Raw genomic sequence first — 25,064 nt, forward strand, 5'->3', positions numbered from 1 at the left:
AATGTCTCCTCGCTGTCGACCGGGATTCTTATCGTCCGAGATGTTCATCGACCGAGAGGTTCATCGACCGACGACGGCACTGAAAACCTGCGCAGTCGGTGTTCGCCCACTCAGGTGTACTACGGGCTCTTCGGCAGCGATCCACGCCGCTCGCCCCCGGTCGAGGTCGAGCGTGTCGGCACCGCACGTCGCAGTGACCGCACCCTCGGTGCAGATCAGAATCCGGGGGCCGCCGGCTTCGACAACGAGGTCGGTGGAATTCGAGTCGAACTCCAGACGCGTCAAACGAAACTCGGGTGCGGGCGTGACGTACTCGTATCTACCTGATCCTGACCGACCTGATGACGGGGCCGGATCGAGCACTTCGATATCGGCCCCGACGAAGTCCAGAACCCTCAACAGTTCGGGCACGTCGACGTGCTTGGGCGTCAGCCCACCGCGCAGAACGTTGTCGGAGTTGGCCATGATCTCGACCGCGAGTCCATGGAGATACGCGTGGAGATTGCCGGCAGCGAGAAACAGTCCTTGGCCGGGCTCGAGGGTGACGCGGTTGAGCAGCAGTGCCGCCAGAACGCCGGCGTCGCCGGGGTACGCCTCACTCAATTCCAACGCGGTGCGGATCTCGGTCACGAATTCGGCGTCGTGATGCGCGACGTAGGTGATGCACCCCGCAAGTACGGCAGGGAGCAACGTCCCGAGCACTGTGGACGGCAGCGTGATCCACGTCGTGAACAAGGCTCGGAGTCCGTCGGAATCGGGTTGGCCTTCGAGCAGTCCGATGTACGGCTCCAACTCGTCGACGGCCAGAGCGCGCAGCAGTTTGACAGTTCGCGTCGGCTCGCGGAATCCGGCAAGCGCTTCGAATCTGCTCAGCGCGACAACGAGTTCGGGCTTGTGGCTGCCGTCCTTGTAGTTGCGAATCGGCGACTCCATGGGAACGCCGAGTGCGTTCTCACGACGAAAACCCTCTTCGGCTTGAACGGCGCTGGGATGCGCCTGAAGTGACAGCGGTTCTTCCGCCGCAAGCAGCTTGAGCAGGAATGGGAGTCGCTCACCGAACGCCTCGAGGTTCTCGCGGCCGAGTTCGCGTTCGGGTTCGCGGTGCAGGACCTCGAGCAACGACTCGCTTCCGGATTCGGTGATCACGCGCGCCGGGTCACCCGGGTGCGCGCCCAACCACAATTCCGCCTCGGGATGATTCGACGGAGTCGCAAGACCGCGTAGTTCGGCAATTGCCGTTCGCGAGCCCCACGCGTAAGAACGAAGTGCACCTTCGAGTTCACGCACTTACTTCGCACCGCCTGTCAACTGCACGTACGCCGCGGCCATGTCTACTCGAGACGCCAACACGAATACCTGCTCCATCTCCGAGATCACCACGTTGGTCTGGTCTTCGTCCGCCGCCACCACCAGATCGGCGTCGGCCAGTGCGTCCATCCGGCGTCTCGCCTCCCCGCGCGTGGATTCGGTCGCGAAGACGAATGCCCGCGCCGGCGGGGTCGGCAGTGCGCCGTCGAGTTGCGGATCGTGAAAGAACGGGTCGTGGAACACCGAATCACGGGAAGTTGCGTCCGGCGCGAACAACGCCCGAGCAGAACGAATCACCTCGGACAGTTCGGCGGCAGCGGCGTTCAGGCCCGAGCCCATCAGCGAAACACTCGAGAACTCTGCGAGTGCTGTTGTCACGGAACCACTTCCACACAGAACGACCCGTCGGCCGCTCATTCTGGTGGCCAACGACTTGGCCGGGTTGTGGAACACCTCGTTGGACGGCCCGTCCCGCAGCGCCTCGGCATCAACTGCGTCGGCGATTCGACCGAGTACCGCCGAACGGTCCTCGATCGATCCCTTGCCCTCGATTTCGGCGGCAACGGCCAGGAAGACGGCGAGGAACCGCGTCATGGTGTGCCGCGGCGAGGCGTAGAGCCGCGGCGGCAAAGCCATGGTGCGCCCGGCCGCCACGGCTCGCATGGGCCCCTCGTCGGGAACGGCGACAACAACTTCGGCGCCGCGGCGTACGGCACTGTCGACGGATTCGACCAGGCGTGGATCACCGGCATCGTCACCAGCGACGACGATCACGTCCAACGGCCCGGCCCACGAGGGCGTCCGGTCGAGTACGAGGAGCGGGCAACCGACCGAATCTCCGACGAGAGCGAGCGCGATCCTGGCTCCGTGTCGAGCGCCACCGGCACCGGGGATCAGTACGACGCTGCGCGGACGCAGACCGGCCAACCGAGAGATGACACCCTCGCCGACGGCCGATGCGGTGGCCCGAATCTGTGCGCCCCCCATGGCCACAGAACGCAGTAGCCCTTCCGAATCGGCAGCCGACAAACCCTCGCTGTCGTCGAGGTCGAGAAGCGGCATCGGCGCTGTCATCTCACCGCACCCCCTTCTCCGTTAGCAGTTCCCGCACCATCCAGCATTCCAGCTCTACGCGGTCCGTGGTGGCAAAGCCCTCGTTCCCGAGGCCGTCGTCCCCGAGATAGTCCCCCAACTATCCCAGGGCTTCGGCTCACCGACAAACCGATCAGACTCGGATTCAAGCCCGGACGATCGCCAGAATTTCGTTCACCAACGCGTCGACATCGGCGGACGTGGGCGCTTCGACGTTGAGTCGCAGCAAAGGCTCGGTGTTGGACGCACGCAAGTTGAACCAGGCATTTCCCTCGAGACTGACCGTGACACCGTCGAGGCGATCCACCGACTCGGTGCGGTCCGCAAATGCTGCCAGCACAGCGGCCGTGCGATCGGCCGCGTCAGCCACCGTGGAATTGATCTCGCCCGAGGCCGCGTAGCGGGTGTACTCCGCCATCAACTCGGAGAGCGGACGGTCCTGCTCGCCCAGTGCGGCGAGTACGTGCAACGCCGCAAGCATGCCGGAATCAGCGCCCCAGAAATCGCGGAAGTAGTAGTGAGCGGAGTGCTCGCCGCCGAACACGGCACCGGTCTCGGCCATCTCCTGCTTGATGAACGAGTGGCCGACTCGGGTACGAATCGCGACGCCGCCGAGTTCTTCGACCAGTTCGGGCACTGCTCGTGACGTGATCAGGTTGTGGATGATCGACGCGCCCGGTTCCTTCGCGAGTTCGCGCTTGGCGACAAGTGCGGTCACCGCGGACGGAGAGACTGGGTCGCCCTTCTCGTCGACGACGAAGCAACGGTCCGCGTCACCGTCGAAAGCCAAGCCGATGTCTGCTCCGGTTTCACGCACGTAGGCCTGCAGGTCCACGAGGTTGGCCGGATCGAGGGGGTTGGCTTCGTGGTTGGGGAACGTGCCGTCGAGCTCGAAGTAGAGCGGGAGGACGTCGAGGGGCATCGGCCCGAATACGGCCGGCGCGGTGTGCCCTCCCATGCCGTTGCCTGCATCGACTGCAACCTTCAGCGGGCGCAACGCAGCCAGGTCGACCAGACCGCGGAGGTAGCTCGCATATTCCTCGAGGACGTCCTTGGTGCTGGCGGTGCCTGCCGGTCCGTCGTACGCGGGAACACCCGAGACGACCTCGGCGGAGATGACTGCCAGGCCGGTGTCCTGACCGACCGGCTTGGCGCCGGCCCGGCACATCTTGATGCCGTTGTACTTGGCGGGATTGTGGCTCGCCGTGAACATCGCGCCCGGGCAGTTCAGCAAACCGGATGCAAAGTAGAGCTCGTCGGTCGACGCCAACCCGATGTAGACGACGTCGAGGCCTTGAGCGAGCACACCGTCACCGAAAGCCGAGGACAAAGTGGGCGACGATGCACGCATGTCGTAGCCGATCACCACCGTCGTGGCGGCGCCGGCCTCGTCACGGACCAAGCGGGCGAACGACGCACCGACGTCGCGGACAAAATCTTCGTCGATCTGCTCACCGACCACACCGCGCACGTCGTACGCCTTGATGATTGCAGCAACCGACTCGGCTGTTCGCCCCACTGAAAACTCTCCTTGTGCATGCACCCTCACAGACGGGAACGTCCGGGCGCATGGCGTCCGGAGATTCGCAGTACTCGGGTGTGGAAGTACTCGGTCGAGCCTAGCCTCTGCGGCGACGAATCTCGCGTCAGTTGGACGGGTCGGGCAGAACGCGGAGGTGTCCACGACGCCCTGTACGGGCAGTACTCGGAGCTGCGGGACGTATGTCCTCATCTGCATCGACGTTGGACTTGTTGCGATCTCCGAGACCGGCTTCACGCACAGCTTCGGCCAAAGCGGTCAGATCGTCTTCGTCGGGAGTGCTCGACGCGAATCCGCCTTCGTGGCGGACGAGTTCCCAGCCCTTGGGGGCGGTGATTCGAGAGCCGTGAGTGTCACACAAATCCCATGAATGGGGCTCTGCGACGGTCGCCAGCGGCCCGACAACCGCAGTGGAGTCCGAGTAGACATACGTCAGCGTCGCGACGGCGGGGTTCTTGCACCCGGGGCGGCAGCAGCGACGCAGAGATCTCACAGGTACGGAGCCTAGCCCTCCCCACGTCCGGAACCTACTCGGACACACCGAGCAGTTTCTTCTGTCGTAATCTGGGCGCCATGCCACAAGCCCGCCGCCGACGCTCGGTCACCACTCGTTCCATCGAACGACACGGCCGTGGCCTGCGCGGACCGCTACTTCCCCCGGAGGTACCGGCCAGACGCACCCGGGCCGAGAAGTTCGATCTCCTGGTGCTCGACGCCTTCTCGCCCGTCGACCTGGCGTGGCACGACCGGTTGACGAAACTCGACATCGCAGTGGACGAAGTTCCGAAGATTCACGCACACGATCCGGAGTCCGTCACGTGGCCGCCGGAGGTCATCGCCGACGGACCGGTTCCACTGTCACGACTGATTCCGGCCGGAATCGACCGTCACGGAAATACGACTCGCGCAAGAATTGTGCTCTTTCGCCGCCCGTTGGAGCAGCGCGCGAAGGATCCGGAAGAACTCACGGATCTGGTGCACGACGTGTTGGTCCATCAAGTCGGCACGTATCTGGGCGTCGACCCACAGGTCATCGACCCCACACTGCCCGACGAGGACTGATAGCCCGACGAGGACTGATACTGCCCGACGAGGACTGACGCACCGTCAGACGAAAAAACTGATGTCACACGAAGAAGTAAATCCACACGAAGAACAAAACAGTCGTTGCTTGACCTGCAATTCCCCGTTGCAGGTCAGACTTTCGAAGACCGCCCGTCAGCCCCGACGCTGACAGAACCGATTCAGCAGCAGATCAGATGATCCCCCGCTTGAGTCGCCGACGCTCGCGCTCGGACAACCCTCCCCAGATTCCAAACCGTTCGTCGTTCGCGAGCGCGTACTCGAGGCACTCGTCACGAACTTCACAACCGAGGCAGATCCGTTTTGCTTCCCTCGTCGATCCACCCTTTTCAGGAAAGAACGCTTCGGGATCGGTCTGCGCGCAGAGAGCACGCTCCTGCCACTGATCCTCGATGGTGTCGAACAATTCTTCGAAGCCGGTGACGAGACTCAGCACTGGCCGAGTACTCATACCGTCGAACTCACTGCTGCAGGCACCTTCTGCTGCGCCTGCTCGGGAATCGGTCTGCGGTTCGTCGCTTACTGTCATTGCGAGAGAACTGATCTCGACATTTTCATTGGGCATCGTTCCGCCTCCTCACCTGTAATAGCGCAGAATTTTCACTCCATCTTCAACCCCACCCCGTCGACCGTTCGAAACTGTGTTCGAAACCGGCCCCGCTGCAAGTGAACTCACAAGTAGCGGTTGGAATGACACATTTGAGATTACACACGTCCAGCGTGTCGCGGTCAAGCTAAACGAGATGAATCCATTAGTATTCCGGCCCCCAATTGACGGGACCTTCTGCCCGCCAGACACGACGACGCGCCGACCGCCTAGGCTCTGTTGTCGTGAACGTGACTGTATTGGTTGGCGGCGTCGGCGGGGCCCGTTTCCTTCAAGGTGTGCAAAATGCGCTCGGAATCGTCGGTGGTGAATCCCTCGAGAAATACGAAGGCCCACATCGCATCACGGCCGTCGTCAACGTCGGCGACGACGTCTGGATGCACGGTCTGCGCATCTGCCCCGATCTGGACACTTGTATGTACACACTCGGCGGTGGCATCGATACCGAACGCGGGTGGGGGCACGCCGGTGAAACCTGGAATGCGAAAGAAGAACTCGCGGCATACGGAGCGAAGCCGGATTGGTTCGGCCTCGGAGATCGCGATATCGCAACGCATTTGATTCGCAGCCAGATGCTCCGCACGGGATATCCGTTGTCCGCGATCACCGAAGCGTTGTGCAATCGCTGGAATCCCGGTGTCGCACTGCTTCCCGTCAGCGACGACCGCAGCGAAACACACGTCGTGATCACCGATCCGGAAGACGGTGAGCAGAAGGCGATTCATTTCCAGGAGTGGTGGGTACGCCACAGGGCACAGGTGGAAACTCACAGCTTCGCTCACGTCGGCGCCGAGCAGGCCAAGCCCGCGCCAGGGGTGGTCGAGGCAATCGACGGTGCCGACATCGTGCTGATCGCACCCTCCAATCCCGTCGTGAGCGTCGGCGCGATCCTCGCGGTGCCGGGCATTCGCGGAGCCCTGCGCACCACCGCCGCCAAGGTTGTCGGCCTCTCTCCCGTCATCGGCGGAAAACCGTTGCGCGGCATGGCTGACGAGTGCCTCGAAGTGATCGGGGTCGAGACGACTTCCGAGGCGATCGGTCGTCACTACGGAGCTCGTTCGATCAACGGCATTCTCGACGGCTGGCTCGTCGACGAAGGTGACACGGCCGACATCGACGGGGTGGACGTGCGAAGCATCCCACTTTTGATGACGTCCCCCGAAGAGACCGCAAAAATGGTTCGAACGGCTTTCGAGATCGCCGGAGTCGAACTGTGACCGAACCCGGAACCGAAGCAAGCCGCGACGGAAATCACTCTCCCGGCGATCACTCCCCCGGTGCCGCAATCGAAGTCATTCCCGTGCTCGGACTTCCCGAATTCCGGCCGGGAGACGATCTGGCCGCCGCCGTCGTCGACGCGACGCCGTGGATCGAAAGTGGCGACGTCGTTGTCGTCACGAGCAAGGTGTTCTCCAAAGTCGAGGGGCGCATCGTTTCCTCGCCCACCGATCCGGAAGAGCGCGACGCAGCACGACGCCTCCTGGTGGATCAGGAGGCCGTCCGCGTCGTGGCACGCAAGGGCCGCACTCTGATCACCGAGAACAAACTCGGCATCGTGCAGGCCGCATCCGGCATCGACGGCTCCAACGTCGACGGTGCCGAACTGGCTCTGCTCCCCGTGGATCCGGATGCGAGCGCTGCGGGCCTGCGCGCCCGGATTCTCGAGAGCACGGGCAAGTCCGTCGCCGTCGTCGTGACCGACACGATGGGTCGTGCGTGGCGCAACGGACAGACCGACGCCGCAATCGGTTCCTCCGGCATTCCGGTCCTGCACGGCTACCTCGGAGCACAGGACAGTCAGGGCAACGAACTGATCGTCACCGAGATCGCGATCGCCGACGAGATCGCCGCTGCTGGCGATCTGGTCAAGGGCAAACTGGGCGGCGTTCCCGTCGCCGTCGTGCGAGGACTCCGATTCGAGGACGACGGTTCGAGTGGCCAGGATCTGATTCGCCGCGGCCCGGATGATCTGTTCTGGCTGGGCACCGAGGAGGCTACGGCGATGGGCCGCGGCCAGGCGCTGCTGTTGCGTCGATCGGTCCGACAGTTCGCAAGCGACCCCGTCGACGCGGAGATCATTCGCAACTCGATCGCCGAGGCACTCACCGCGCCCGCACCGCACCACACGAGGCCGGTGCGATTCGTGTGGCTGCGAACCGAGTCCGTCCGCACGGCTCTCCTCGAGAAGATGCGTGAGCAGTGGGCCGCCGATCTTCGCGCCGACGGTCGCAGCGACAAATCCGTCGACGCGCGGATTGCACGCGGAAACATCCTGTTCGACGCCCCCGAGGTCGTCATTCCCTTCTGCGTACCCGACGACGCACACAGTTACCCGGACCCCCGACGTACCGCCGCGGAGTCCACGATGTTCACGGTCGCCGCCGGAGCGGCCGTGCAGGGACTGCTGGTCTCGCTGGCCACACGCGGTGTGGGAAGCTGCTGGATCGGCTCGACGATCTTCGCCGCCGACCTGGTGCGTCGACACCTCGATCTCCCGGCCGATTGGCAGCCACTCGGCGCGGTCGCAATCGGGCACCCACTCGAACCACTGACTCCGCGCACCGTCCCCGCCCCCGGGGACGCGTTGGTGGAGATGTAGGTCATGTCAGCCGAATCGCTGCACGCCTCGGCCAAGGGCGTCCTGGAGGGCTGGGTGACGCCCTCCGAAGCGGACGAGTCACTGCGGCACACGATGCTCGCGTTCCTCGATTCGGCTCCGGACGGCTGCCTTCGTCGCCACGCACCGGGACACATCACAGCGTCGTCTCTGGTTCTCGACGAGAGTGGCTGCCATGTCCTGCTGACGCTGCATCCCAAGGTGGGCCGGTGGATTCAGCTCGGCGGCCACTGCGAACCCGACGACGAGACGGTGGTCGATGCAGCATTACGGGAGGCTCGTGAGGAGTCCGGAATTCACGACGTTCGGATAGATGCGGACTTACTCTCCGCCCACACACATCCGATCACGTGCTCACTCGGAGTCCCGACCAGACATCTCGATCTACGGTTTCTCGTTGTGGCACCGGATAATTCGCATATCGTCCGGAGCGCAGAGTCCGCCGACCTCCGATGGTGGCCGGTGGACGCGCTCCCGCCGACTGCCGAACGCGAGACCATCGACCACCTGGTCGCGCTCGCACATCAACGCAAGAATCAGGACTGAATCGGGGACATTTCGGGTTGCTTGGCGCTTACGCCGTCCCCCGAGGACGTTCCCTTCACTCGCCGAGCTACCCACGGCACCAAGAACTCTCGTGCCCATTGACGATCCTCGCGACGAGTTTCGGCTTTCGTGAGAACCGGCGCCGGTCCCAGATCGGGCGGGATCAATCCGTGTTCGACACCGAGCACGTCGAGCACACGCGTCGCCATGTTCTCGTGCCCGGCGGGCGACATGTGCAGTCGATCCCAGTCCCACATCCGAAGGTCCTGATATTCGGAGAATCGCCAGAAGTCGACGAGGGTCGCACCATGGCGGTCCGCCACCTCACGAACGAGCTCGTTGTAGATCGCCAGACGTCCGCGGAGCTTGCCGAAGAAGGCGGACCATCCGGTGTCGTACGCGGTGAACATCAGAACCCGGGCGCCGGATTCAGTGAGCCGGCCGATTGCCGAATCGTAGCGGGCGACGACTGCATCGATGTCGAGCTTGGGACGCATCATGTCGTTTCCGCCGGCGTAGATGGTCACCAGATCGGGCTTCAGCGCCAGGGCGGGTTCCAACTGCTCGTCGATGATCGGTCCGAGTAGGCGACCACGAATCGCCAGGTTGGCGTAGCGGAACTCGGGATTGTTCACCGCCAGCTGCTCGGCCACTCGGTCTGCCCACCCGCGCAGACCGTTGGGGAATCGTTCGTCGGCGTCGCCGACGCCCTCGGTGAACGAGTCACCGAGGGCAACGTAACGGCTCAGAGGAGAAGTCATACCCACCAGTATTCCAGTAGGTCAGCTAACGATCACACATCTGTGCTGAAGCGCACGCCACCGTCCGGCAACGTCACGCCCGGCCACACGCGTGCGCCGCGCAACAATTCACATCGCGCACCGATGTCCGCGCCGTCACCGATGACGGCGTCGCGAACCAGTGCTCGGGGCCCGATACGGACGCCGAATCCGAGGATCGATCGTTCGACCACCGCGCCGGCTTCCACAACCGCGCCGTCGAAGAGAATTGCACCGTCGAGGCGCGCACCTGCGCCGACTTCGGCTCCTCGACCGACGACCGTGCCGCCGATCAGGACGGCACCCGGCGCGATTCCGGCACCGGGGTGAACGAGCGACTCACCGCGCGGACCTTCGAGAGCGGGCGAAGGAGCGATGCCCCGCACCAGGTCGGCGGAACCACGAACGAAGTCCTCCGGGGTGCCCATGTCCCGCCAGTACGAGGAGTCGACGTGGCCGAACACGCGCTTACCCTCGGCGAGGAGGTTCGGGAACACCTCACGCTCCACCGAAACCGGGCGTCCTTCGGGGATCTGCTCGATGATCTCGCGCTTGAACACGTAGCAACCGGCGTTGATCTGATCCGTCGGCGGATCCTGCGTCTTCTCCAGGAAGGCCGAGACCCGTCCGTCCTCGTCGGTCGGAACACAACCGAATGCACGCGGGTCACCCACGCGAACCAGGTGCAGGGTCACGTCGGCATCCGTCTTCTCGTGGGTCTCGAGAATGCCGTTGAGATCGGTGCCGCCGAGCACGTCACCGTTGAACACCATGACGTTGTCGCCACGCAACTTCGGGAGCACGTTGCGGATTCCGCCACCGGTGCCCAGTGGTTCGGTCTCGAAGACGTAGTCGATCTCGAGCCCCATCTTGGAGCCGTCGCCGAAGTAGTCCTCGAATACCTCTGCCTTGAAAGACGTTCCGAGCACAACGTGCTTGATACCGGCTGCCTCGATCCGGGCGAGCAGATGTGTCAGGAACGGCAGGCCGGCGGTCGGAAGCATCGGCTTGGGTGCCGACAACGTCAGCGGACGCAGCCGAGTGCCCTTGCCGCCTACCAGGATTACGGCGTCGGTCGGATTCTGATCGGACATCATTTTCCCCCGTGGTTCGAAACTGTTGGGTTGTCGGTCGAATTGTCGGTGCGAGCGCGCTCGCGGACTGCTGAAGCTACGGCGATCTTGGATCGCACAGCGAGGCCACCACGCAGGGCGAGTCGCAACGGCGCCTGCCACCAGTGCGGATGGCGATCAGCCTGGAACTGGTACGCACTGCGATGGTGGGCGGGCAACATCAGTTCCGGATGACGTCCTGCCGCATGACCCTTGGCATGCGTGACGACAGCGGAGGGGACGAATACGTTGAGCCACCCGGCTTTTCCGAGGCGGTCACCGAAGTCGACGTCCTCCATGTACATGAAGTAACGAGAGTCGAAACCGGAGATGGTGTCGAAGGCGTCGCGTCGTACCAGCAGGCACGACCCGGAAAGCCACCCCACGGCACGCTCGGTGACGGCCTCGTTCTCCTGACGGTAACGAGCAGTCCACGGGTTCTTCGGCCATACCGTACCGAGCAACGCGTGCCCGACGCCCGAGGTGATGTCGGGCACCGTTCGCGCCGACGGATAGACACTGCCGTCCGGTTCGAGGACCTTCGGCCCCAGTGCACCGGCCCTTGGCCACCGATTTGCCGCAGCCACCAATTCGTCGAGTGAACCGGGTGCCCATTGGACGTCCGGGTTGGAAATCACGACGAATTCGATCGACGAATCGATCTCCGCGACAGCCCGATTTATCGCTCCCCCGTACCCGATGTTTCCACCGGTACGAAGCAGACGGACATGCTCGTACTTGGCATCAGCGGCCTCGGGGGCACCATCGGTCGACCCATTGTCGGCCATGATGACCTGGGGTTTTTCTGTCGTCGCCACAGCGAGCGTGCTCAAGAAATTCTCGAGATGCTCGCCTGGCGAGTAGGTCACCGTTACCACGGCCAGCTTGGGACTCACGCCGGTCAGCCTAGCCGTCCGCGGCCACTGCCCCGAACAATGCTCACGCCAGAGCGGCGTGCAGAGCCTCTCGCCACGGACGCAACGGCGTCATTCCCGCGGTAACCCATGCGCGCTCGGACAAGACCGAATATGCCGGGCGCGGGGCGGGGCGTACGAACTCCGCGCTACTGCACGGGCGCACCCGTGCCGGGTCCGCGCCGATCTCCTCGAACACAGCTCGCGCCAACTCGTACCAACTGGCTTGCCCGCTGTTGGTCACGTGGAATGTCGACGCACCCGTGAAGTCCCGCAGCGCGAGTTCGACGATGCCGCCGGCCAGATCGACGCTGTACGTGGGTGACCCGATCTGGTCGTCCACGACGTTCACGAATTCTCGTTCTGCTTCGAGCCTTCGCATCGTGGCCACAAAATCGGTACCGACACCCGAATACACCCACGCGGTACGCACGACGGCCACGTCGGCCCCCGACTCTCGAACAGCGATCTCGCCGTCCAGTTTGGTTCGACCGTAGACCGTCGCGGGACCGGTCGGGGCATCGACGTCGTAGGGCGTGCTCGCGTCGCCAGGAAATACGTAGTCCGTCGAGACGTGGATCAACCGCGAACCGGCACGCGCACACGCTCGCGCGAGATTCAGCGGTCCGATCTCGTTGACCGCCCTCGCTGCCTCCTGGTCTGTCTCGGCAGCATCGACTGCCGTGTACGCAGCGCAGTTGATCACCACCGAATCAGGCGAGACGAACTCGTCGACCGCGCGGCTGTCGGTGATGTCGAGCTCGCGGGAACCGACGGCCGTCACAGTGTGACCCGCCGACGTTGCGAGAGCATCGATACGTGTTCCGAGCTGCCCTCGGGCGCCGGTGAGCAGGATATTCGTCACATGGTTGAGTCTGGCACGCCGCGCCGAGGTACCCGCGGCCGAGCATCGGACCAGTAACCTGAAGGAGTGTCCCACCAGCAACCGCAGCGCCGCGCGCGTCCACGACCTGCGCCGATTCGGACCAAGACGAGCCCGGCTCGCATAGCGGTCGCGGTGCTCTCCGTGCTCGTACTGCTGGTCACCGGGTTCGCGTGGCGGGGTGTGGACTCGTTGAGAAACAGCCTGGCCACTGCCAGCGGCCTCGGCCTCGGTGGGGGCAAGGACGGAGCCATCGACATCTTGATGGTGGGTACCGACAGTCGCACCGACGCACACGGCAACCCGCTCTCGCAAAGCGAGCTCGACTCGTTGCGCGCCGGCGAGGAAGTCGCCTCCAACACCGACACCATCATCTTGATCCGCGTCCCCAACGACGGAAGTTCCGCAACCGCGATCTCGATTCCCCGCGATGCATACGTCAACGTCCCCGGTATCGGTATGTCGAAGATCAACGCCGCGTTCGGTGCCACCAAGGAAACCGAGCGACTGAAGTTGGTCAACAACGGGTCGTCCGACACCGAAGCCGACAAGAAGTCGACGGAAGCCGGCCGAACCGCGCTCATCGGAGCCGTGGCGAATCTGACCGGCATCACCGTCGATCACTACGCCGAAGTCGGTCTACTCGGATTCGTCCTGCTGACCAACGCCGTGGGTGGAGTCGACGTCTGTCTCAATGCGCCGGTCGACGAACCGATGTCCGGAGCCAACTTCGCAGCCGGGAAACAGACACTCGACGGCGCCGACGCGCTGAGCTTCGTGCGACAACGACACGACCTTCCTCGCGGCGACCTGGACCGGATCGTGCGCCAGCAGGTGTTCATGGCTTCTCTCGTCAGCAAGGTACTCAGCGCAAAAACGTTGAGCGATCCCGGAAAGCTCAGTCAGTTGACCTCGGCCGTTCAGCGTTCCGTCGTCATCGACGACGACTGGGACATCATCGAATTCGCCAAGCAGTTGCAGAATCTGGCCGGCGGAAAGGTGCAATTCGAGACCATCCCCGTTCTCGACATCAACGGCATGACCGATTACGGCGAGTCCATCGTCAAGGTCGATCCCAAGGCGGTCAAGAAATACATCGCCGGACTGGTCGGCGCCGACAGCGAGGACTCGGAGGAGACCTCGGAGGCACCGACCACCGTGAATGCGTCCTCGATCACCGTCGACGTCGCGAACGCCAGTGACATCGCAGGGTTGGCCAGCGGAGTTTCCGAGGCGTTGAGTGCCCTCGGGTACAAACAGGGTCAGGTCGGCAACAACACCGGCGCCGATGTCTCCGAATCGACGGTGTTCGCAAAGTCCGCGGACGACGACGCTGCACTCGCGGTGGCCGAGGCACTCGGGGGCCTGACGGTCAAGGCGGATTCGTCGTTGTCCTCGGGCAAGGTTCGAGTTGTCATTGCCGAGGACTACTCCGGGCCGCAGTCCGCGGACGCGGTATCTCCGTCCGAAGGCGCAGCGACCACGACTGAATCGGCGAGCACCACCGAGACCAGCCCCACCCCCGCACCGCCCGGTCCCCCGATCGATGCAGCCTCCAACGGTCCCCGCTGTGTTAACTGAACGGCTGCGTAAGCTGAGGACGTGCCTTCGCCTGTAGACAACCTGACCGACGCCCTCCTCGGACCGATCTTGACTGCCGACCCGGCCGGCCCTCGCGTGACGTACTACGACGATGCCACCGGCGAGCGCATCGAATTGTCTGCGAGCACGCTGGCCAACTGGGCGGCCAAGACCGCGAACATGGTTCGGGACGAGTTCGCCCTCGAGCCCGGCGGCAAGGTCGCCGTGCTGCTGCCCGCACACTGGCAGAGCGTCGCCGTCTTGCTGGGCGTGTGGTGGGCAGGCGGTGAGGTAGTCCTCTCCCCCGACGCCGACGCCGAACTGGCTTTTGTCACCGCCGACCGCCTGGACGAGGTTGCGGACGTACCCGAAGTAGCCGCACTCTCACTCGACGCGTTCGGCAAGGGATTGAGCGATCTTCCGCTCGGCGTCGCCGATTACGCAACGTCCATTCGCGTCCACGGCGACCAGTTCCGCAGCGCCGGAGCCGGTTCGGCGTTGGAAGGCCGGTCCGTAGCGGACACGATCGACGCGGCTCGTGCATCGGCGAAGAACATCGAATTGGCGTCGACGGATCGTGTCCTCTCCAGCCGGACGTGGGACACGGCAGACGACTTGATCGACGGGCTTCTGGCGGTCCTCGCCGCAGGCGCCTCACTCGTGCAGGTGGCCCACCCGGACACGGAAGCTACCGCGCGCCGAGTGGGCACCGAGAAGGTCACAAAGCAGTTCTGAGCGCTAGCTCGCGAGTGCTGTCACCGGTGACACCAGTCCCGCCCGCCGAGCGGGGAGCAGTGACGCGATCACACCGCAGATTCCGCCGATCAACACGATGGCCACCAACTGCACCCACGGCACTGCGCTGAGGGCAACGTCCTCGATCCCGAACACCGATGCGGTGCCCGCTACGCCGAACACCATCCCGAACAACACTCCGATCACCGATGCAACTCCTGCCACCAGCAGTGCTTCCCAGATCAACATGGCTCGAATTCCCTTCTTGGTCAATCCGAGTGCGCGGAGCAGTCCGGATTCGCGGCGCCGTTCGAGTACGGACAGCGCCATCGTGTTTCCGACGCCGATCAAGGCGATCAGCACCGCTACCGACAGCAATCCGGCAACCACCATGAGCATGGTGTCGAGGATCGAATCGAGGGCTGAACGCATCTCGGTCATTCCCTGAACATCGCTGCCCGGGGCTTCCTGGCGTGCGAGGTCGGTGATGCGGTCGGTGGCGGCGAGCGCCTGTTCGTCAGTATCCGTATTCAACCTGACCCAGTACGAATCGGTGGTCGGTGCAGTGGCCGCTGCACCCAGATCTCCTCGATCCAGCAGCGCTGGTTGACCTTTCACGCCTTCGATCACGCTGACGTTGACGGCGCCGCGATCCCCTCTCACCGTGGCCGTATCGCCCGCCGAGAGTTTGTACTCGGTCAGATCAGCGGGCGAGAGCACGAGCTGACCGGCAGTGGGTACCGAGATCTCGGTACGCAGAACATCTTTCACCCGAGCAGCGTCGACGCCGAATCCGGCCAACGAGCCCCGCCCGTCGATCGTCAGTTCGGCCTTGTCCAGACCGCTCACCGCGCCGACTCCGTTGACGGCCGCAATGTCAGTCCCCAAACCGGCGGGCAGGGGCGCGGAGCCGGAGCTGCTCACCATCACGTCGACCGGAAATTGGCTGTCCATTGCTGCAGGTGCAGCTTCCTTGACCGTCGCGATTCCCACGACGAGCGTGCTCGTCAATGCGACTCCGATCAACAGCGCCGTGGCTGTCGCCGAGGTCCGGCGTGGGTTTCTCCCGGCGTTGCCTGCTGCCAGGCTTCCCACCGGACCGATCAGTCTCGCCAATACGCCGCCGGCGGCATTGATCAGTGCAGGCACGATTCGACCGGACAGGGCTGCGATTCCCAGGAACGAGAACAGCCCACCGGCGGTTGCGGCCGGCACCTGCTGATTCGTCACTCCCAGGACCGTCATCGCGATGCCCGCGAGCAGGATCACGACGCCGAGAACCCGGCGCACCACCGACACCTGAACGCTCTCGGGCTTGGATTCCATCGGCTGCAGTGCCGCCAACGGGGACAACTTCGTTGCCGCCCGTCCGGGCGCAGATGCAGCGAGCATCGTCATCACGATGCCGACAGCAAGGCCGACCACGACGGTCACCGGGGTGACGCTCAGTGACGAAAGTGGAACCGGCACATCCGCGGCCGTTGCTACGCGACCGATCGCCCAGGCAAGTCCGACACCGAGTCCGACGCCGATCACCGAGGCGATCACGCCGACCGCCGCGGCTTCACTGCGAATGCTCCGGCGAACCTGCTTGGCCGTGGCGCCGACGCATCGCAGCAACGCGAGTTCCTGAGTGCGCGCGGCGAGCAATACGGCAAACGTATTGGCGATCACCAGCGCGGCAACGACTACGGCGATGGCGCCGAAGGCGAGCAAGACCGTGCTGAGGATCTTGGTGCCGCCCATGTATTCCGCTGCGGCGTTGTCGGTGGCTTCTTCTCCGGTCAGCACCGTGGAGTCCGAGGGCAACGCGCTCGAGATCAAATCCACGAGTTGCTGCTGAGAGCGTGAACCGTCACCGGCAACACGGAACTCACGTTCGGCGCTGTCGCCGGCCCACGCGCTCACCTGCTCGGCGGTGGTGAATATCTTGATCCCGCCCAGACGTTGCGCCGAACCGGAGAGGTCGACCAAGCCGACTACCTCCGCGGTGGGTGCCGCGGCACCGACCGTCGAATCTCGTGCCGTGACAGTGATCCGGGCACCCATCGGTATCCCGGAGTCCGCACTCACCAACACCTGCCCGAGGCCGGTGGGAAGCGACCCCTCCGACACCTTCTCCCAACGCAATTCGGGATTGTCGGCGATCGAGAGCGCATCCCCGTAGGACGCGCCCTTTGCCTCGGAATCGACACGAACATACGTCGACACGTCGTCGGCGACCGCTGAGACGCCCGGCACTGCGCTCAGCACTGTTTCTGTCACTCCTGGACCGGAGGCGACAACATCGGTGGTTTCATATTGCGTCGCAAGTGATTTACTCACACTCGCATCAACCGTCGAGCTCAATGTCAAAGTCGCGACGATGTATCCGACTGCGATCACCACGGCGAGTATCGACGCCACATAGCGCCCGGCATGCGCCCGCGCCTGGGCAAAGGCCAGACCCTTCATCGCAGTGCGCCCGAAGCTGCAGGAACATCGGCCAAGTCGTCGGCCCCGAGGGCGCGCATGGCACCGATCACCGAATCGACGGTGGGTTGGTCGATCTCTCCGGCGATGCGCCCGTCCGCGATCAACACGACTCGGTCCGCATACGACGCCGCCACCGGATCGTGTGTCACCATGACGACCGTCTGACCGGTCTCCCGGACGCTGGTGCGCAAGAGTCCCAGAACCTCTGTCCCAGAACGGGAATCCAGGTTTCCGGTGGGTTCGTCGGCAAAGATCACGTCGGGCTGCGGCAGGAGTGCACGGGCGACAGCAACACGCTGCTGTTGACCACCGGACAACTCGTGCGGAAGGTGATCGAGGCGCTGGGACAGCCCTAGCTTGCCGATCACCTCGTCCATCCACTCGGGCGACGGTTCACTGCCTGCCAACTTCATCGGCAGCAGCATGTTCTCCCGAGCAGTGAGCACCGGAAGCAGGTTGAACGCTTGGAAGACGAACCCGATTCGCTCGCGTCGCAGTTCGGTGAGTTCCGTGTCGCCGAGTTTCGTGACCTCGGTGTCGCCCAGGAAAACCTGCCCGCCCGAGACCGTGTCGAGTCCGGCCAGGCAGTGCATGAGCGTCGACTTTCCGGAGCCGGACGGGCCCATGATCGCGGTGAACCGCTCACGGCCGAAGTCCACGTCGACGCCGCCGAGCGCGTGAACCGTGGTCTCACCGGTGCCGTACACCTTGGTGACACCGCGCGCGGTGATCGCCGGCACTTCGGCTGGTTCCGTCGTGGTGTGCGCATGCATTCTTTTGCCCTCCGTAAAGCTTCTCGCTATGACGGAATCGACGTTATTGCAGCGCAAGTGGTCTCCGCGTCGGAGCGCGGGGCGATCTTCGAAACCCCGGTGTCATCCCGGGGTAGGACTGGACACGACTGCTCGTCAGCCCTCGGTACCGAGGAGGTCGGCGCGCTTGACCAAGCCGATCTGGAAAGCGAAGACGACTGCCTGCACACGATCACGTGAATGCGTCTTCGAAAGAACCCGTCCGACATGGGTTTTCACAGTCGTTTCGGAGACGTGGAATTTGGCGGCGATCTCCGAATTCGACAGCCCGTACGCCATGGCCTCGAGCACCTCGACCTCGCGGGGCGTCAACTCTTCGGGCAACTGCGCTTCGGGCGCCGAACCTTCCAGTAGCGGCCCGACGTGCTGAAGCAGTCGCCGGGTGGCCCGGGCCTCGATCACCGCGTCCCCGCGGTGCACGGTGCGGATGGCGTCGAGCAACTGCTCCGGTGGCACGTCCTTGAGCAGGAATCCGCTGGCGCCCGCCCTGATTGCCGACATCACGTACTCGTCGTTGTCGAAGGTGGTGAGCACCACGACCTTCGGTGCATCGGGATCGGCCAGGAGCCGACGGGTCGCCTCGATGCCGTCCATCTTCGGCATCTGGACATCCATCAGGACGACGTCGACATGACGGGCGGCCAATTCGGTCAATGCCTGCTGACCGTCCGAAGCCTCGACCACCACGGACAGATCCGGCTGCGAGTCGATGACCATTCGAAAACCTGCGCGGACCAGCTGCTGATCGTCGATCAGTGCCACTGCAATCGGAGCCACGTGTTCGTCCATGCCACTCACCTTAAGACCTGCAGACGTTTCAAGACCTACCCAGACGTTCGTTCGTAGGGCAGGACAGCCCGGACACTGTATCCGCCGCCAGATTTCGGTCCGGCGGTAACTTTGCCTCCGTGCAGTTTGGCGCGCTCGGCCATTCCGATCAGTCCCTGTCCGCCTGGTGACGATTCAACCAGCGCGGCGCTGCCACCTCGTCCGTCGTCGGTGATGCCGAGAACGAGTTCGGTTTCAGCCCACGTCATCTCGACGCTCGCCTGTGCTCCTGGTCCGGCATGTTTGAGAACGTTCGTCAGTGATTCCTGGACGATGCGATACGCCGTCAACCCCGCACCCGCAGAGAGTTCGCGTGGTTCGCCGGTCACGCTGACGGCGATGTCGAGCCCACTGCTGCGCAACTCGTGGAACAGACTGTCGATGTCGCCCGCACCCGGGATCACCGAGAAGTCACGGGGCGTGTCCTCGCGCAGAACCGACAGAAGCGAGCGCATGTCGGTCAGCGCCTGGCGGCCCGTGGAGGCAATGGTTTCGAGTGCCTGAACGGCAGCCTGCGGGTCCTTCGCCGCACTGTAGCGTCCGCCGTCGGCTTGGGCGATGACAACGGTCAACGAATGCGCGACGATGTCGTGCATCTCGCGCGCTATCCTCGAGCGCTCGCTGATCGTCGCGATTTCCGCTTCCTGCGCACGCTCGAGTTCGAGCAACCGTGCGCGCTCGGTCAGGCCTTCCAGTTGTTTGGTGCGGACTCGACGCAGATCACCGAACGCCCAGACCGCGAGCATGAAGATCATGACGGCCACGGACTGCATGACCTGCGAAGACACCGGAATTCCGTCGTAGCCGAAGTATCGAACAGTCCCGGCAATCGAGCCGAGCAACGCGAGCAGCAGACCGGTGAGTGAACTCCACCGTGCTCCGTAGGCGGCCAGCGCGTACAGGGAGATGGGAACAACGACGGCGGACGCCAGCAGCGTATTGCCGATGAAGATCACGTGCAGTACCGAGAACCCGGCGATCACCATGCCGGAGAGTTCCGGGCGCGAGCGCCGCCACACCAGCGGAACCGTCATGCCCAGCGAGATGAACACCGCCAGCGGACTCGCCTCGACCGCAACGACGACACTGAACAGTGCGGCAACCGTCGCGATGCAGATGTCCACACCGCGAGCATGATCCGCGCTCCAGCGGACGAAGCGTTCACTAGTCGGAAAACGAGCCATGACGCCAACAGTAGCTTTGCTCAGGTGCGGTAGCCGCCGTCTTCGAGTCCGGCCTCGATTTCGAATCGGTTCCGCGGCCCGCGATGACGCAGCTCCTCACGCAGGTAGAGCAGCCCGAATACGATTCCGTACCTGGCCCATTGGTCTGCGTGGACAGCTTCGTGACGAAGGACGGATCGAGTCGTGTTTCTCCGTGTGAGATACACACCACCGAGAGTTGTTCCGCCTCTGGCGAACCCGCCACGTAGCCCGGAAGCGACAAAGATCCCGGACTCGTCGTCGAAGCTGATGTCCGCGCCGAGAAGCCCGGCGTAGAACAGGGCGACGCGAGTGACGAATGCGGACTGCGCGCTGCCCCGACTCGCTCGGATCAGCGGCAGCCCGCGTCGTGCACACACGAGAAGATCAGCCCAGCAGTTTCTCGCGAAGCGCCTTGTCCTTGTCGAGCACCATCGACTCCAGGCTCTCCTGGAATGCCACCATCCGCTGCTGCAGTGCGGGATCGGAAGCGCCGAGAATCCGGGCGGCCAGCAGACCGGCGTTGCGAGCCCCGCCGATCGACACTGTTGCCACCGGGACACCGGCCGGCATCTGGACGATCGAGAGCAGCGAATCCATACCGTCGAGGTACTTGAGCGGCACCGGAACTCCGATGACGGGCAGCGGCGTTGCCGAGGCAACCATGCCCGGAAGGTGTGCGGCGCCACCGGCACCGGCGATGATGACCTTGATTCCGCGGCCGGCGGCGTCCTTGGCGTAGTCGAGCATCCGCTGAGGCGTACGGTGCGCCGAGACGACTCCGACCTCGAAGCGGATACCGAATTCGGCCAACGCTTCGGCTGCCGCTTCCATGGTCGGCCAATCCGAATCGCTGCCCATGATCAGGCCGACCTGCGCGCTCTCACTCACCGTGTACATCCCATCCGTCGGTCCAAACTGCGTACGAAAGCCAATGTGCTGCCCGCTCGGCGCGTTCCCGAACTGCGGCAACATAATTCGGATCGTCGATGGATCCGGCGCCGCCCACGATGTTGACGTGCCCGATCTTGCGGTCCTTGCGCTCACCCTTGCCGTACAGGTGGATCTTCGCGTCGGGCATCCGAGCGAACAGGTGATGGACACGCTCGTCCATCGTCATCTCGGGCGCTTCCGGTGCACCCAGAACGTTCGCCATCACGGTGACCGGAGCGATCGGCGAGGTGTCTCCGAGCGGGTAGTCGAGAACCGCGCGCAGATGCTGTTCGAACTGAGAGGTGCGGGCGCCGTCCATCGTCCAGTGACCGGAATTGTGCGGGCGCATCGCCAACTCGTTGACCACGAGAGTGCCGTCCGTCGTCTCGAAGAGTTCGACGGCCATCGAGCCGACGACGCCGAGTTCGGACGCGATGCGCAGCGCCAATTGCTCGGCTTCCTCGGCAACGGCACTCGACAGCTCGGGGGCAGGTGCGATCACGACGGCGCACTGGCCGTTGCGCTGAACGGTCTCGACGACCGGCCATGTAGCACCCTGCCCGAACGGTGACCGCGCAACCATGGCGGACAGTTCCCGCCGCATCGAGACCATTTCCTCGACGATCAGTGGAACACCCTTGTCCAGCTGCTCGGTGACAATGGCTTCTGCTTCGTCCTGATCGTCGGTGATCCAGACGCCCCGGCCGTCGTAGCCTCCGCGTGTTGCCTTGATGACAAGCGGCCAACCGTGTTCGGCACCGAAACGCACGACGTCTTCTGCCCACGTCACTTCGGCGTACGCGGGTACGGGTGCGCCCAGTTCGGCAAGTTTGCGACGCATCAGCAGTTTGTCCTGAGCGAAGATCAGAGCGTGCGGCGGAGGCTGAACGTTCACGCCTTCGGCAACCAGAACCTCGAGATGTTCGGTCGGCACGTGCTCGTGGTCGAACGTCAACGCGTTGGAACCGACCGCTGCGCGGCGAAGAGCGTCGAGGTCGGTGTGGCTGCCGAGCACGACGTCGGGGCTGACCTGAGCTGCCGGCTCGTCCGCAGTCCCGGAGAGCACTCGGAGCGTCTGGCCCAGGGCCACCGCCGCCTGGTGAGTCATCCTGGCCAACTGTCCGCCACCGATCATGGTGACGACGGGCATGGATGCTTTTGCCGGTCGAGGGGTGGTCGGGCGGGCGGGGATCTGCGCGGGATCGTTGTTGCCGGTCACGGCTCTCTATGTTGTCATGTGCCGCGTTCGCCCGTTCATTCAGCGTTCCCAATCTGTGATTCTGCTGATGAATCCGCGGCAAATTGGTGGTAACGCGGTTTCGTTTCGTAAACTCATCTGTTGTGCCATTTGTCGACGGGGTCATTGCCCGCATACCCCAACCGTTTCGTGACATCGCTCTGCGTCACAGCGAGCTGATCAAATTCGCGATCGTCGGCGGAACGACCTTCCTGATCGACTCCGGCATCTTCTACACACTCAAGCTGTCGATCCTCGAATCCAAGCCGATCACGGCCAAGATCATCGCCGGCGTCGTCGCGGTGATCGCGTCGTACATTCTCAACCGCGAGTGGTCGTTCAAGAACCGTGGTGGCCGTGAACCAGCGCACGAGGCTGCCCTGTTCTTCATCATCAGCGCCATCGGCGTCGTCATCAGCTTCATCCCGCTGTACATCTCCAGTTATGTCTTCAACCTGCGCGTACCCGAAGTCAGCTTGGCGACGGAGAACATCGCCGACTTCATCAGTGCGTACGTCATCGGCAACCTGCTGCAGATGGCGTTCCGATTCTGGGCCTTCCGCAAGTTCGTGTTTCCCGACGAGAATCCGGAACCGCTCGAACTATCCGACAGCACAGGATTGTCCGAAACCACGGCGTTATCCGAAACCGCAGCGTTAACCGAAACCACAGCGCCTGACCCGGTCATTCCTGACGCCGAAGAGGAACTCGGGCACTCCTGAGTTTCCCGTCTGCGCGAGCCTTTCGGTCAGCGCGGCTCGCGGTGCGGAACGACGTCCGCGGGCGGAGCAGTGTTGGCCACCGGCAAGAAGACGGCGAACAAGGCAGGCTTACGCCTCTGCAGTTCCAGTCGGCCCCCGTCGGCTTCGATCAGTGCACGTGCGAGCGCCAACCCGACGCCGGTGGACCCGGCCCCCGAAAATCCTCTGTCGAAGATGTGCGGTGCAAGATCGTTCTCCACGCCGGAGCCTTCGTCGGTGACCTCGACGCACACCATCGAGTCACGACGAGACGAACTGCGACCGGTACCGTCGATCAATCGGACAGACACCGTGCACGTGCCTTCACCGTGTTCGAACGAATTGTCGACCAGAACGGAAACAGCTTCACGCAGACGCGAACCTGTGGTCGCAGCCATCACTGTGCGGTCGCCGCGTAGGCGGAGCCTGCGCCCCTCTCCGTCGAACTGAGCCTGCCAGTCGCGGGTCACCTGTTCCAGCTCGCCGACCACCGACACCAGACTCGCCGACGACCCACTGGTGCGCGACGAGCGAATCAGGTCGTCGATTCCGTCGGTGAGCCTGTCTACTTGCGCCATGGCTTCCTCGGCCTCGTTCACGACGTCAGGATCTTCGTGAACGGACAACTCGTCCAGGCGCAACCGCACTGCAGTCAGTCGACTGCGCAGTTGATGCGAGACGTCCGCGACCAGCGCGCGCTCTCGTTGCAGCCGCACCGAAATCTCCACCGTTGCCGCGTCGAGCACGTCGGACACGCGGTCGAGTTCGGGGATGTCGTGCCGACGAGGATCCGGCCGGAAGTCACCTTCGGCGAGGCGCGCCGCCCGGTCGGCCACATCCTGCAGCGGATCGGCCAGCCGACGCGCAGTGACCACAGCGACGACGGTGCCTGCCGTGATGGACAGAAGCACGAGCACGCCGACGGCCATCACCGCTTGCTTCTGCTGGGTGCGCAGGTTCTCCGACGGCACCTCGAGGCGCAACGAGCCTGAGGTTCCCATCGCGAGCGATTCGACGAGTGCGTTCTTGACTGTCGCCTCACCGACGTCGACGCGTGCGGCGCCGTCGACGACGGTCGGATACACGACGACGAGGCGCCCGTCGTTCGGGGTGAGGACCTTGAGCGAATCGGTGTTCAACGCACCTTCGACGAGTCCGTTGGTGCCCTCCTGTGCGATGACCTCGGCGGCCATCCGGTCGAGTCGCACCCGGAGGTCACTGCGCGTCACGTCCTCCACCCAGAGCCACGCCGTGTAAATCAGCGGAACTCCCAGCAGCAACGCCGTCATGATCACGACAGCGAGAATCGACTGCAATATGCGACGCCGCATGCCGGCAGTTCCTGGTTCTCGAGTTGCTAGTCGGTGTTGATTCGGAAACCGACACCGCGGACGGTGGCAATTCTGCGTTCCACGGCGGGGCCCTCGTCACCGATCTTGCGGCGCAGCCACGACATGTGCATGTCGAGCGTCTTCGATCCACGAAGCTCGACGTCGCCCCACACCTCACGAAGGATCGTATCGCGCGAGACTACTTCCCCGGCATGCTCGAGGAGGACCCGCAGAAGCTCGTATTCCTTGTTGGCCAAGGCGATTTCGGAACCGTTGACGAGTACGCGTCGTGCCGCGGGCTCGAGTCTGATGCCACCGACCTCGACGATCGTGTCCTCACGGCCACCGTGGCGACGCAGGAGTGCTCGCACACGTGCCATCAACTCGGCGAGACGAAACGGCTTGCTGACGTAGTCGTCGGCGCCCGCGTCCAACCCGACCACGAAGTCGACTTCGTCGGTTCTGGCGGTCAACATCAGCACGGCGAGCGAGGTGCGATGCGCACGGATCTGTCGACAGACCTCGAGGCCGTCCATGCCCGGAAGGCCGAGATCGAGAATCAACAGATCGAAATCACCTTCGAGCGCCTGCTGCAACGCAGCGGGTCCGGTCGGTTCGACGGTCACCGAATACCCTTCACGTCCCAATGCACGGGAAAGGGGTGCGGCAATGGCCTCGTCGTCTTCGGCTAGCAATACGGCAGTCACAC

General features: G+C 63.9%; 25 protein-coding genes. 7 read left to right on the plus strand and 18 right to left on the minus strand.

The genetic code is table 11. The features are described from left to right. Positions 1-60: 60 nt before the first annotated feature. The 4 genes from manA to ABWI03_RS14030 form a co-directional block, all read right to left on the minus strand. Positions 61-1,287 carry a mannose-6-phosphate isomerase, class I gene (gene manA, locus ABWI03_RS14015; protein ID WP_298778175.1) on the minus strand — a complete coding sequence of 409 codons (1,227 nt, stop codon included), beginning with the start codon at positions 1,285-1,287 and terminating at the stop codon, positions 61-63. Further along, entirely contained in the window at positions 1,288-2,382 is a 1,095-nt protein-coding gene (locus tag ABWI03_RS14020; RefSeq protein ID WP_124566411.1) for a tobH protein, read from the minus strand. 163 nt (positions 2,383-2,545) lie between these two features. Beyond that, positions 2,546-3,919: a phosphomannomutase/phosphoglucomutase gene (locus tag ABWI03_RS14025; RefSeq protein ID WP_003941022.1), complete on the minus strand. Its 1,374-nt coding sequence runs from the start codon at positions 3,917-3,919 to the stop codon at positions 2,546-2,548. Between the two features lie 127 nt (positions 3,920-4,046). After that, complete coding sequence (locus ABWI03_RS14030; RefSeq protein ID WP_020969213.1) at positions 4,047-4,433, minus strand: DUF3499 domain-containing protein; 387 nt, start codon at positions 4,431-4,433, stop codon at positions 4,047-4,049. An 80-nt stretch (positions 4,434-4,513) separates the two neighbouring features. Between ABWI03_RS14030 and ABWI03_RS14035 the strand changes: the two genes are divergently transcribed. Continuing rightward, complete coding sequence (locus tag ABWI03_RS14035; RefSeq protein WP_003940797.1) at positions 4,514-5,002, plus strand: metallopeptidase family protein; 489 nt, start codon at positions 4,514-4,516, stop codon at positions 5,000-5,002. 193 nt (positions 5,003-5,195) lie between these two features. Here the strand turns inward: ABWI03_RS14035 and ABWI03_RS14040 are convergent, their stop codons facing one another. Further along, the gene (locus ABWI03_RS14040; protein ID WP_020907098.1) at positions 5,196-5,474 is read right to left on the minus strand and encodes a WhiB family transcriptional regulator; all 279 of its coding nucleotides are present in this window, start codon (positions 5,472-5,474) and stop codon (positions 5,196-5,198) included. Positions 5,475-5,854: 380 nt separating this feature from the next. Between ABWI03_RS14040 and cofD the strand changes: the two genes are divergently transcribed. Genes cofD through ABWI03_RS14055 form a run of 3 tightly spaced genes read left to right on the plus strand, consistent with a single transcriptional unit; the run spans position 5,855 to position 8,793 of the window. After that, complete coding sequence (cofD, locus tag ABWI03_RS14045; RefSeq protein WP_095969084.1) at positions 5,855-6,847, plus strand: 2-phospho-L-lactate transferase; 993 nt, start codon at positions 5,855-5,857, stop codon at positions 6,845-6,847. Then, positions 6,844-8,229 (plus strand): coenzyme F420-0:L-glutamate ligase, encoded by a 1,386-nt coding sequence (locus ABWI03_RS14050; protein WP_298778187.1) that lies wholly within the window; start codon positions 6,844-6,846, stop codon positions 8,227-8,229. Before cofD ends, ABWI03_RS14050 begins: the two co-directional genes overlap by 4 nt. 3 nt (positions 8,230-8,232) lie before the next feature. Further along, positions 8,233-8,793: an NUDIX hydrolase gene (locus tag ABWI03_RS14055; protein ID WP_298778190.1), complete on the plus strand. Its 561-nt coding sequence runs from the start codon at positions 8,233-8,235 to the stop codon at positions 8,791-8,793. Here ABWI03_RS14055 and ABWI03_RS14060 read toward each other — a convergent pair. Genes ABWI03_RS14060 through rfbD form a run of 4 tightly spaced genes read right to left on the minus strand, consistent with a single transcriptional unit; the run spans position 8,784 to position 12,463 of the window. Continuing rightward, positions 8,784-9,554 carry an SGNH/GDSL hydrolase family protein gene (locus ABWI03_RS14060; protein WP_298778195.1) on the minus strand — a complete coding sequence of 257 codons (771 nt, stop codon included), beginning with the start codon at positions 9,552-9,554 and terminating at the stop codon, positions 8,784-8,786. The two genes, ABWI03_RS14055 and ABWI03_RS14060, sit on opposite strands and share 10 nt — an antisense overlap. A 32-nt stretch (positions 9,555-9,586) precedes the next feature. Further along, positions 9,587-10,669: a mannose-1-phosphate guanylyltransferase gene (manB, locus tag ABWI03_RS14065; protein WP_378374021.1), complete on the minus strand. Its 1,083-nt coding sequence runs from the start codon at positions 10,667-10,669 to the stop codon at positions 9,587-9,589. Further along, the gene (locus ABWI03_RS14070) at positions 10,666-11,580 is read right to left on the minus strand and encodes a glycosyltransferase family 2 protein (protein ID WP_095969079.1); all 915 of its coding nucleotides are present in this window, start codon (positions 11,578-11,580) and stop codon (positions 10,666-10,668) included. The genes manB and ABWI03_RS14070 overlap by 4 nt, the downstream gene beginning before the upstream one ends. A 43-nt stretch (positions 11,581-11,623) precedes the next feature. Next, entirely contained in the window at positions 11,624-12,463 is an 840-nt protein-coding gene (gene rfbD, locus ABWI03_RS14075) for a dTDP-4-dehydrorhamnose reductase (protein ID WP_298778200.1), read from the minus strand. Positions 12,464-12,529: 66 nt separating this feature from the next. Here rfbD and ABWI03_RS14080 point away from each other — a divergent pair, with 66 nt between their 5' ends. Then, positions 12,530-14,062, plus strand: coding sequence for an LCP family protein (locus ABWI03_RS14080; RefSeq protein WP_298778203.1), 1,533 nt, complete (start codon positions 12,530-12,532; stop codon positions 14,060-14,062). A 21-nt stretch (positions 14,063-14,083) separates the two neighbouring features. After that, a complete protein-coding gene (locus ABWI03_RS14085) occupies positions 14,084-14,797 on the plus strand; it encodes a TIGR03089 family protein (protein WP_298778206.1) in 714 nt (237 codons plus the stop codon). Positions 14,798-14,800: 3 nt separating this feature from the next. Here ABWI03_RS14085 and ABWI03_RS14090 read toward each other — a convergent pair whose 3' ends face one another. The 7 genes from ABWI03_RS14090 to ABWI03_RS14120 all read right to left on the minus strand — a co-directional run bounded on the left by ABWI03_RS14090 (position 14,801) and on the right by ABWI03_RS14120 (position 22,197). Next, complete coding sequence (locus ABWI03_RS14090) at positions 14,801-17,251, minus strand: ABC transporter permease (protein ID WP_298778208.1); 2,451 nt, start codon at positions 17,249-17,251, stop codon at positions 14,801-14,803. Beyond that, on the minus strand, positions 17,248-18,045 hold the full coding sequence (locus tag ABWI03_RS14095) for an ABC transporter ATP-binding protein (protein ID WP_235171891.1): 798 nt from the start codon (positions 18,043-18,045) through the stop codon (positions 17,248-17,250). The genes ABWI03_RS14090 and ABWI03_RS14095 overlap by 4 nt, the downstream gene beginning before the upstream one ends. A 135-nt stretch (positions 18,046-18,180) precedes the next feature. Further along, the gene (locus ABWI03_RS14100) at positions 18,181-18,873 is read right to left on the minus strand and encodes a response regulator (protein ID WP_124566418.1); all 693 of its coding nucleotides are present in this window, start codon (positions 18,871-18,873) and stop codon (positions 18,181-18,183) included. Positions 18,874-18,908: 35 nt separating this feature from the next. Next, positions 18,909-20,096 (minus strand): sensor histidine kinase, encoded by a 1,188-nt coding sequence (locus tag ABWI03_RS14105; RefSeq protein ID WP_095969073.1) that lies wholly within the window; start codon positions 20,094-20,096, stop codon positions 18,909-18,911. 20 nt (positions 20,097-20,116) lie between these two features. Continuing rightward, on the minus strand, positions 20,117-20,494 hold the full coding sequence (locus ABWI03_RS14110) for a hypothetical protein (RefSeq protein ID WP_166809777.1): 378 nt from the start codon (positions 20,492-20,494) through the stop codon (positions 20,117-20,119). A gap of 7 nt (positions 20,495-20,501) precedes the next feature. Continuing rightward, positions 20,502-21,014, minus strand: coding sequence for a 5-(carboxyamino)imidazole ribonucleotide mutase (gene purE, locus ABWI03_RS14115; RefSeq protein WP_095969071.1), 513 nt, complete (start codon positions 21,012-21,014; stop codon positions 20,502-20,504). Then, on the minus strand, positions 20,998-22,197 hold the full coding sequence (locus tag ABWI03_RS14120) for a 5-(carboxyamino)imidazole ribonucleotide synthase (RefSeq protein WP_251012046.1): 1,200 nt from the start codon (positions 22,195-22,197) through the stop codon (positions 20,998-21,000). Before ABWI03_RS14120 ends, purE begins: the two co-directional genes overlap by 17 nt. 191 nt (positions 22,198-22,388) lie before the next feature. On the opposite strand from ABWI03_RS14120, the gene ABWI03_RS14125 reads away from it, so the two are divergent. Further along, on the plus strand, positions 22,389-23,006 hold the full coding sequence (locus ABWI03_RS14125) for a GtrA family protein (RefSeq protein ID WP_283376994.1): 618 nt from the start codon (positions 22,389-22,391) through the stop codon (positions 23,004-23,006). Between the two features lie 26 nt (positions 23,007-23,032). Here ABWI03_RS14125 and ABWI03_RS14130 read toward each other — a convergent pair whose 3' ends face one another. Beyond that, positions 23,033-24,355 (minus strand): sensor histidine kinase, encoded by a 1,323-nt coding sequence (locus ABWI03_RS14130; RefSeq protein ID WP_095969068.1) that lies wholly within the window; start codon positions 24,353-24,355, stop codon positions 23,033-23,035. Between the two features lie 26 nt (positions 24,356-24,381). Then, complete coding sequence (locus ABWI03_RS14135; RefSeq protein WP_003940916.1) at positions 24,382-25,062, minus strand: response regulator transcription factor; 681 nt, start codon at positions 25,060-25,062, stop codon at positions 24,382-24,384. Positions 25,063-25,064 lie beyond the last annotated feature (2 nt).

Source organism: Rhodococcus baikonurensis (assembly GCF_040489275.1).
GTDB lineage: Bacteria > Actinomycetota > Actinomycetes > Mycobacteriales > Mycobacteriaceae > Rhodococcus_F > Rhodococcus_F baikonurensis.

Bases quoted from the DNA above. Each gene is read 5' to 3' on its own strand.
- ABWI03_RS14020 (WP_124566411.1), bottom strand. From the start codon at position 2,382: ATGACAGCGCCGATGCCGCTTCTCGACCTCGACGACAGCGAGGGTTTG.
- ABWI03_RS14035 (WP_003940797.1), top strand. From the start codon at position 4,514: ATGCCACAAGCCCGCCGCCGACGCTCGGTCACCACTCGTTCCATCGAA.
- ABWI03_RS14040 (WP_020907098.1), bottom strand. From the start codon at position 5,474: ATGAGTACTCGGCCAGTGCTGAGTCTCGTCACCGGCTTCGAAGAATTG.
- ABWI03_RS14055 (WP_298778190.1), top strand. From the start codon at position 8,233: ATGTCAGCCGAATCGCTGCACGCCTCGGCCAAGGGCGTCCTGGAGGGC.
- ABWI03_RS14060 (WP_298778195.1), bottom strand. From the start codon at position 9,554: ATGACTTCTCCTCTGAGCCGTTACGTTGCCCTCGGTGACTCGTTCACC.
- manB (WP_378374021.1), bottom strand. From the start codon at position 10,669: ATGATGTCCGATCAGAATCCGACCGACGCCGTAATCCTGGTAGGCGGC.
- ABWI03_RS14090 (WP_298778208.1), bottom strand. From the start codon at position 17,251: ATGAAGGGTCTGGCCTTTGCCCAGGCGCGGGCGCATGCCGGGCGCTAT.
- ABWI03_RS14095 (WP_235171891.1), bottom strand. From the start codon at position 18,045: ATGCATGCGCACACCACGACGGAACCAGCCGAAGTGCCGGCGATCACC.
- ABWI03_RS14100 (WP_124566418.1), bottom strand. From the start codon at position 18,873: ATGGACGAACACGTGGCTCCGATTGCAGTGGCACTGATCGACGATCAG.
- ABWI03_RS14105 (WP_095969073.1), bottom strand. From the start codon at position 20,096: ATGGCTCGTTTTCCGACTAGTGAACGCTTCGTCCGCTGGAGCGCGGAT.
- purE (WP_095969071.1), bottom strand. From the start codon at position 21,014: ATGTACACGGTGAGTGAGAGCGCGCAGGTCGGCCTGATCATGGGCAGC.
- ABWI03_RS14120 (WP_251012046.1), bottom strand. From the start codon at position 22,197: ATGCCCGTCGTCACCATGATCGGTGGCGGACAGTTGGCCAGGATGACT.
- ABWI03_RS14130 (WP_095969068.1), bottom strand. From the start codon at position 24,355: ATGCGGCGTCGCATATTGCAGTCGATTCTCGCTGTCGTGATCATGACG.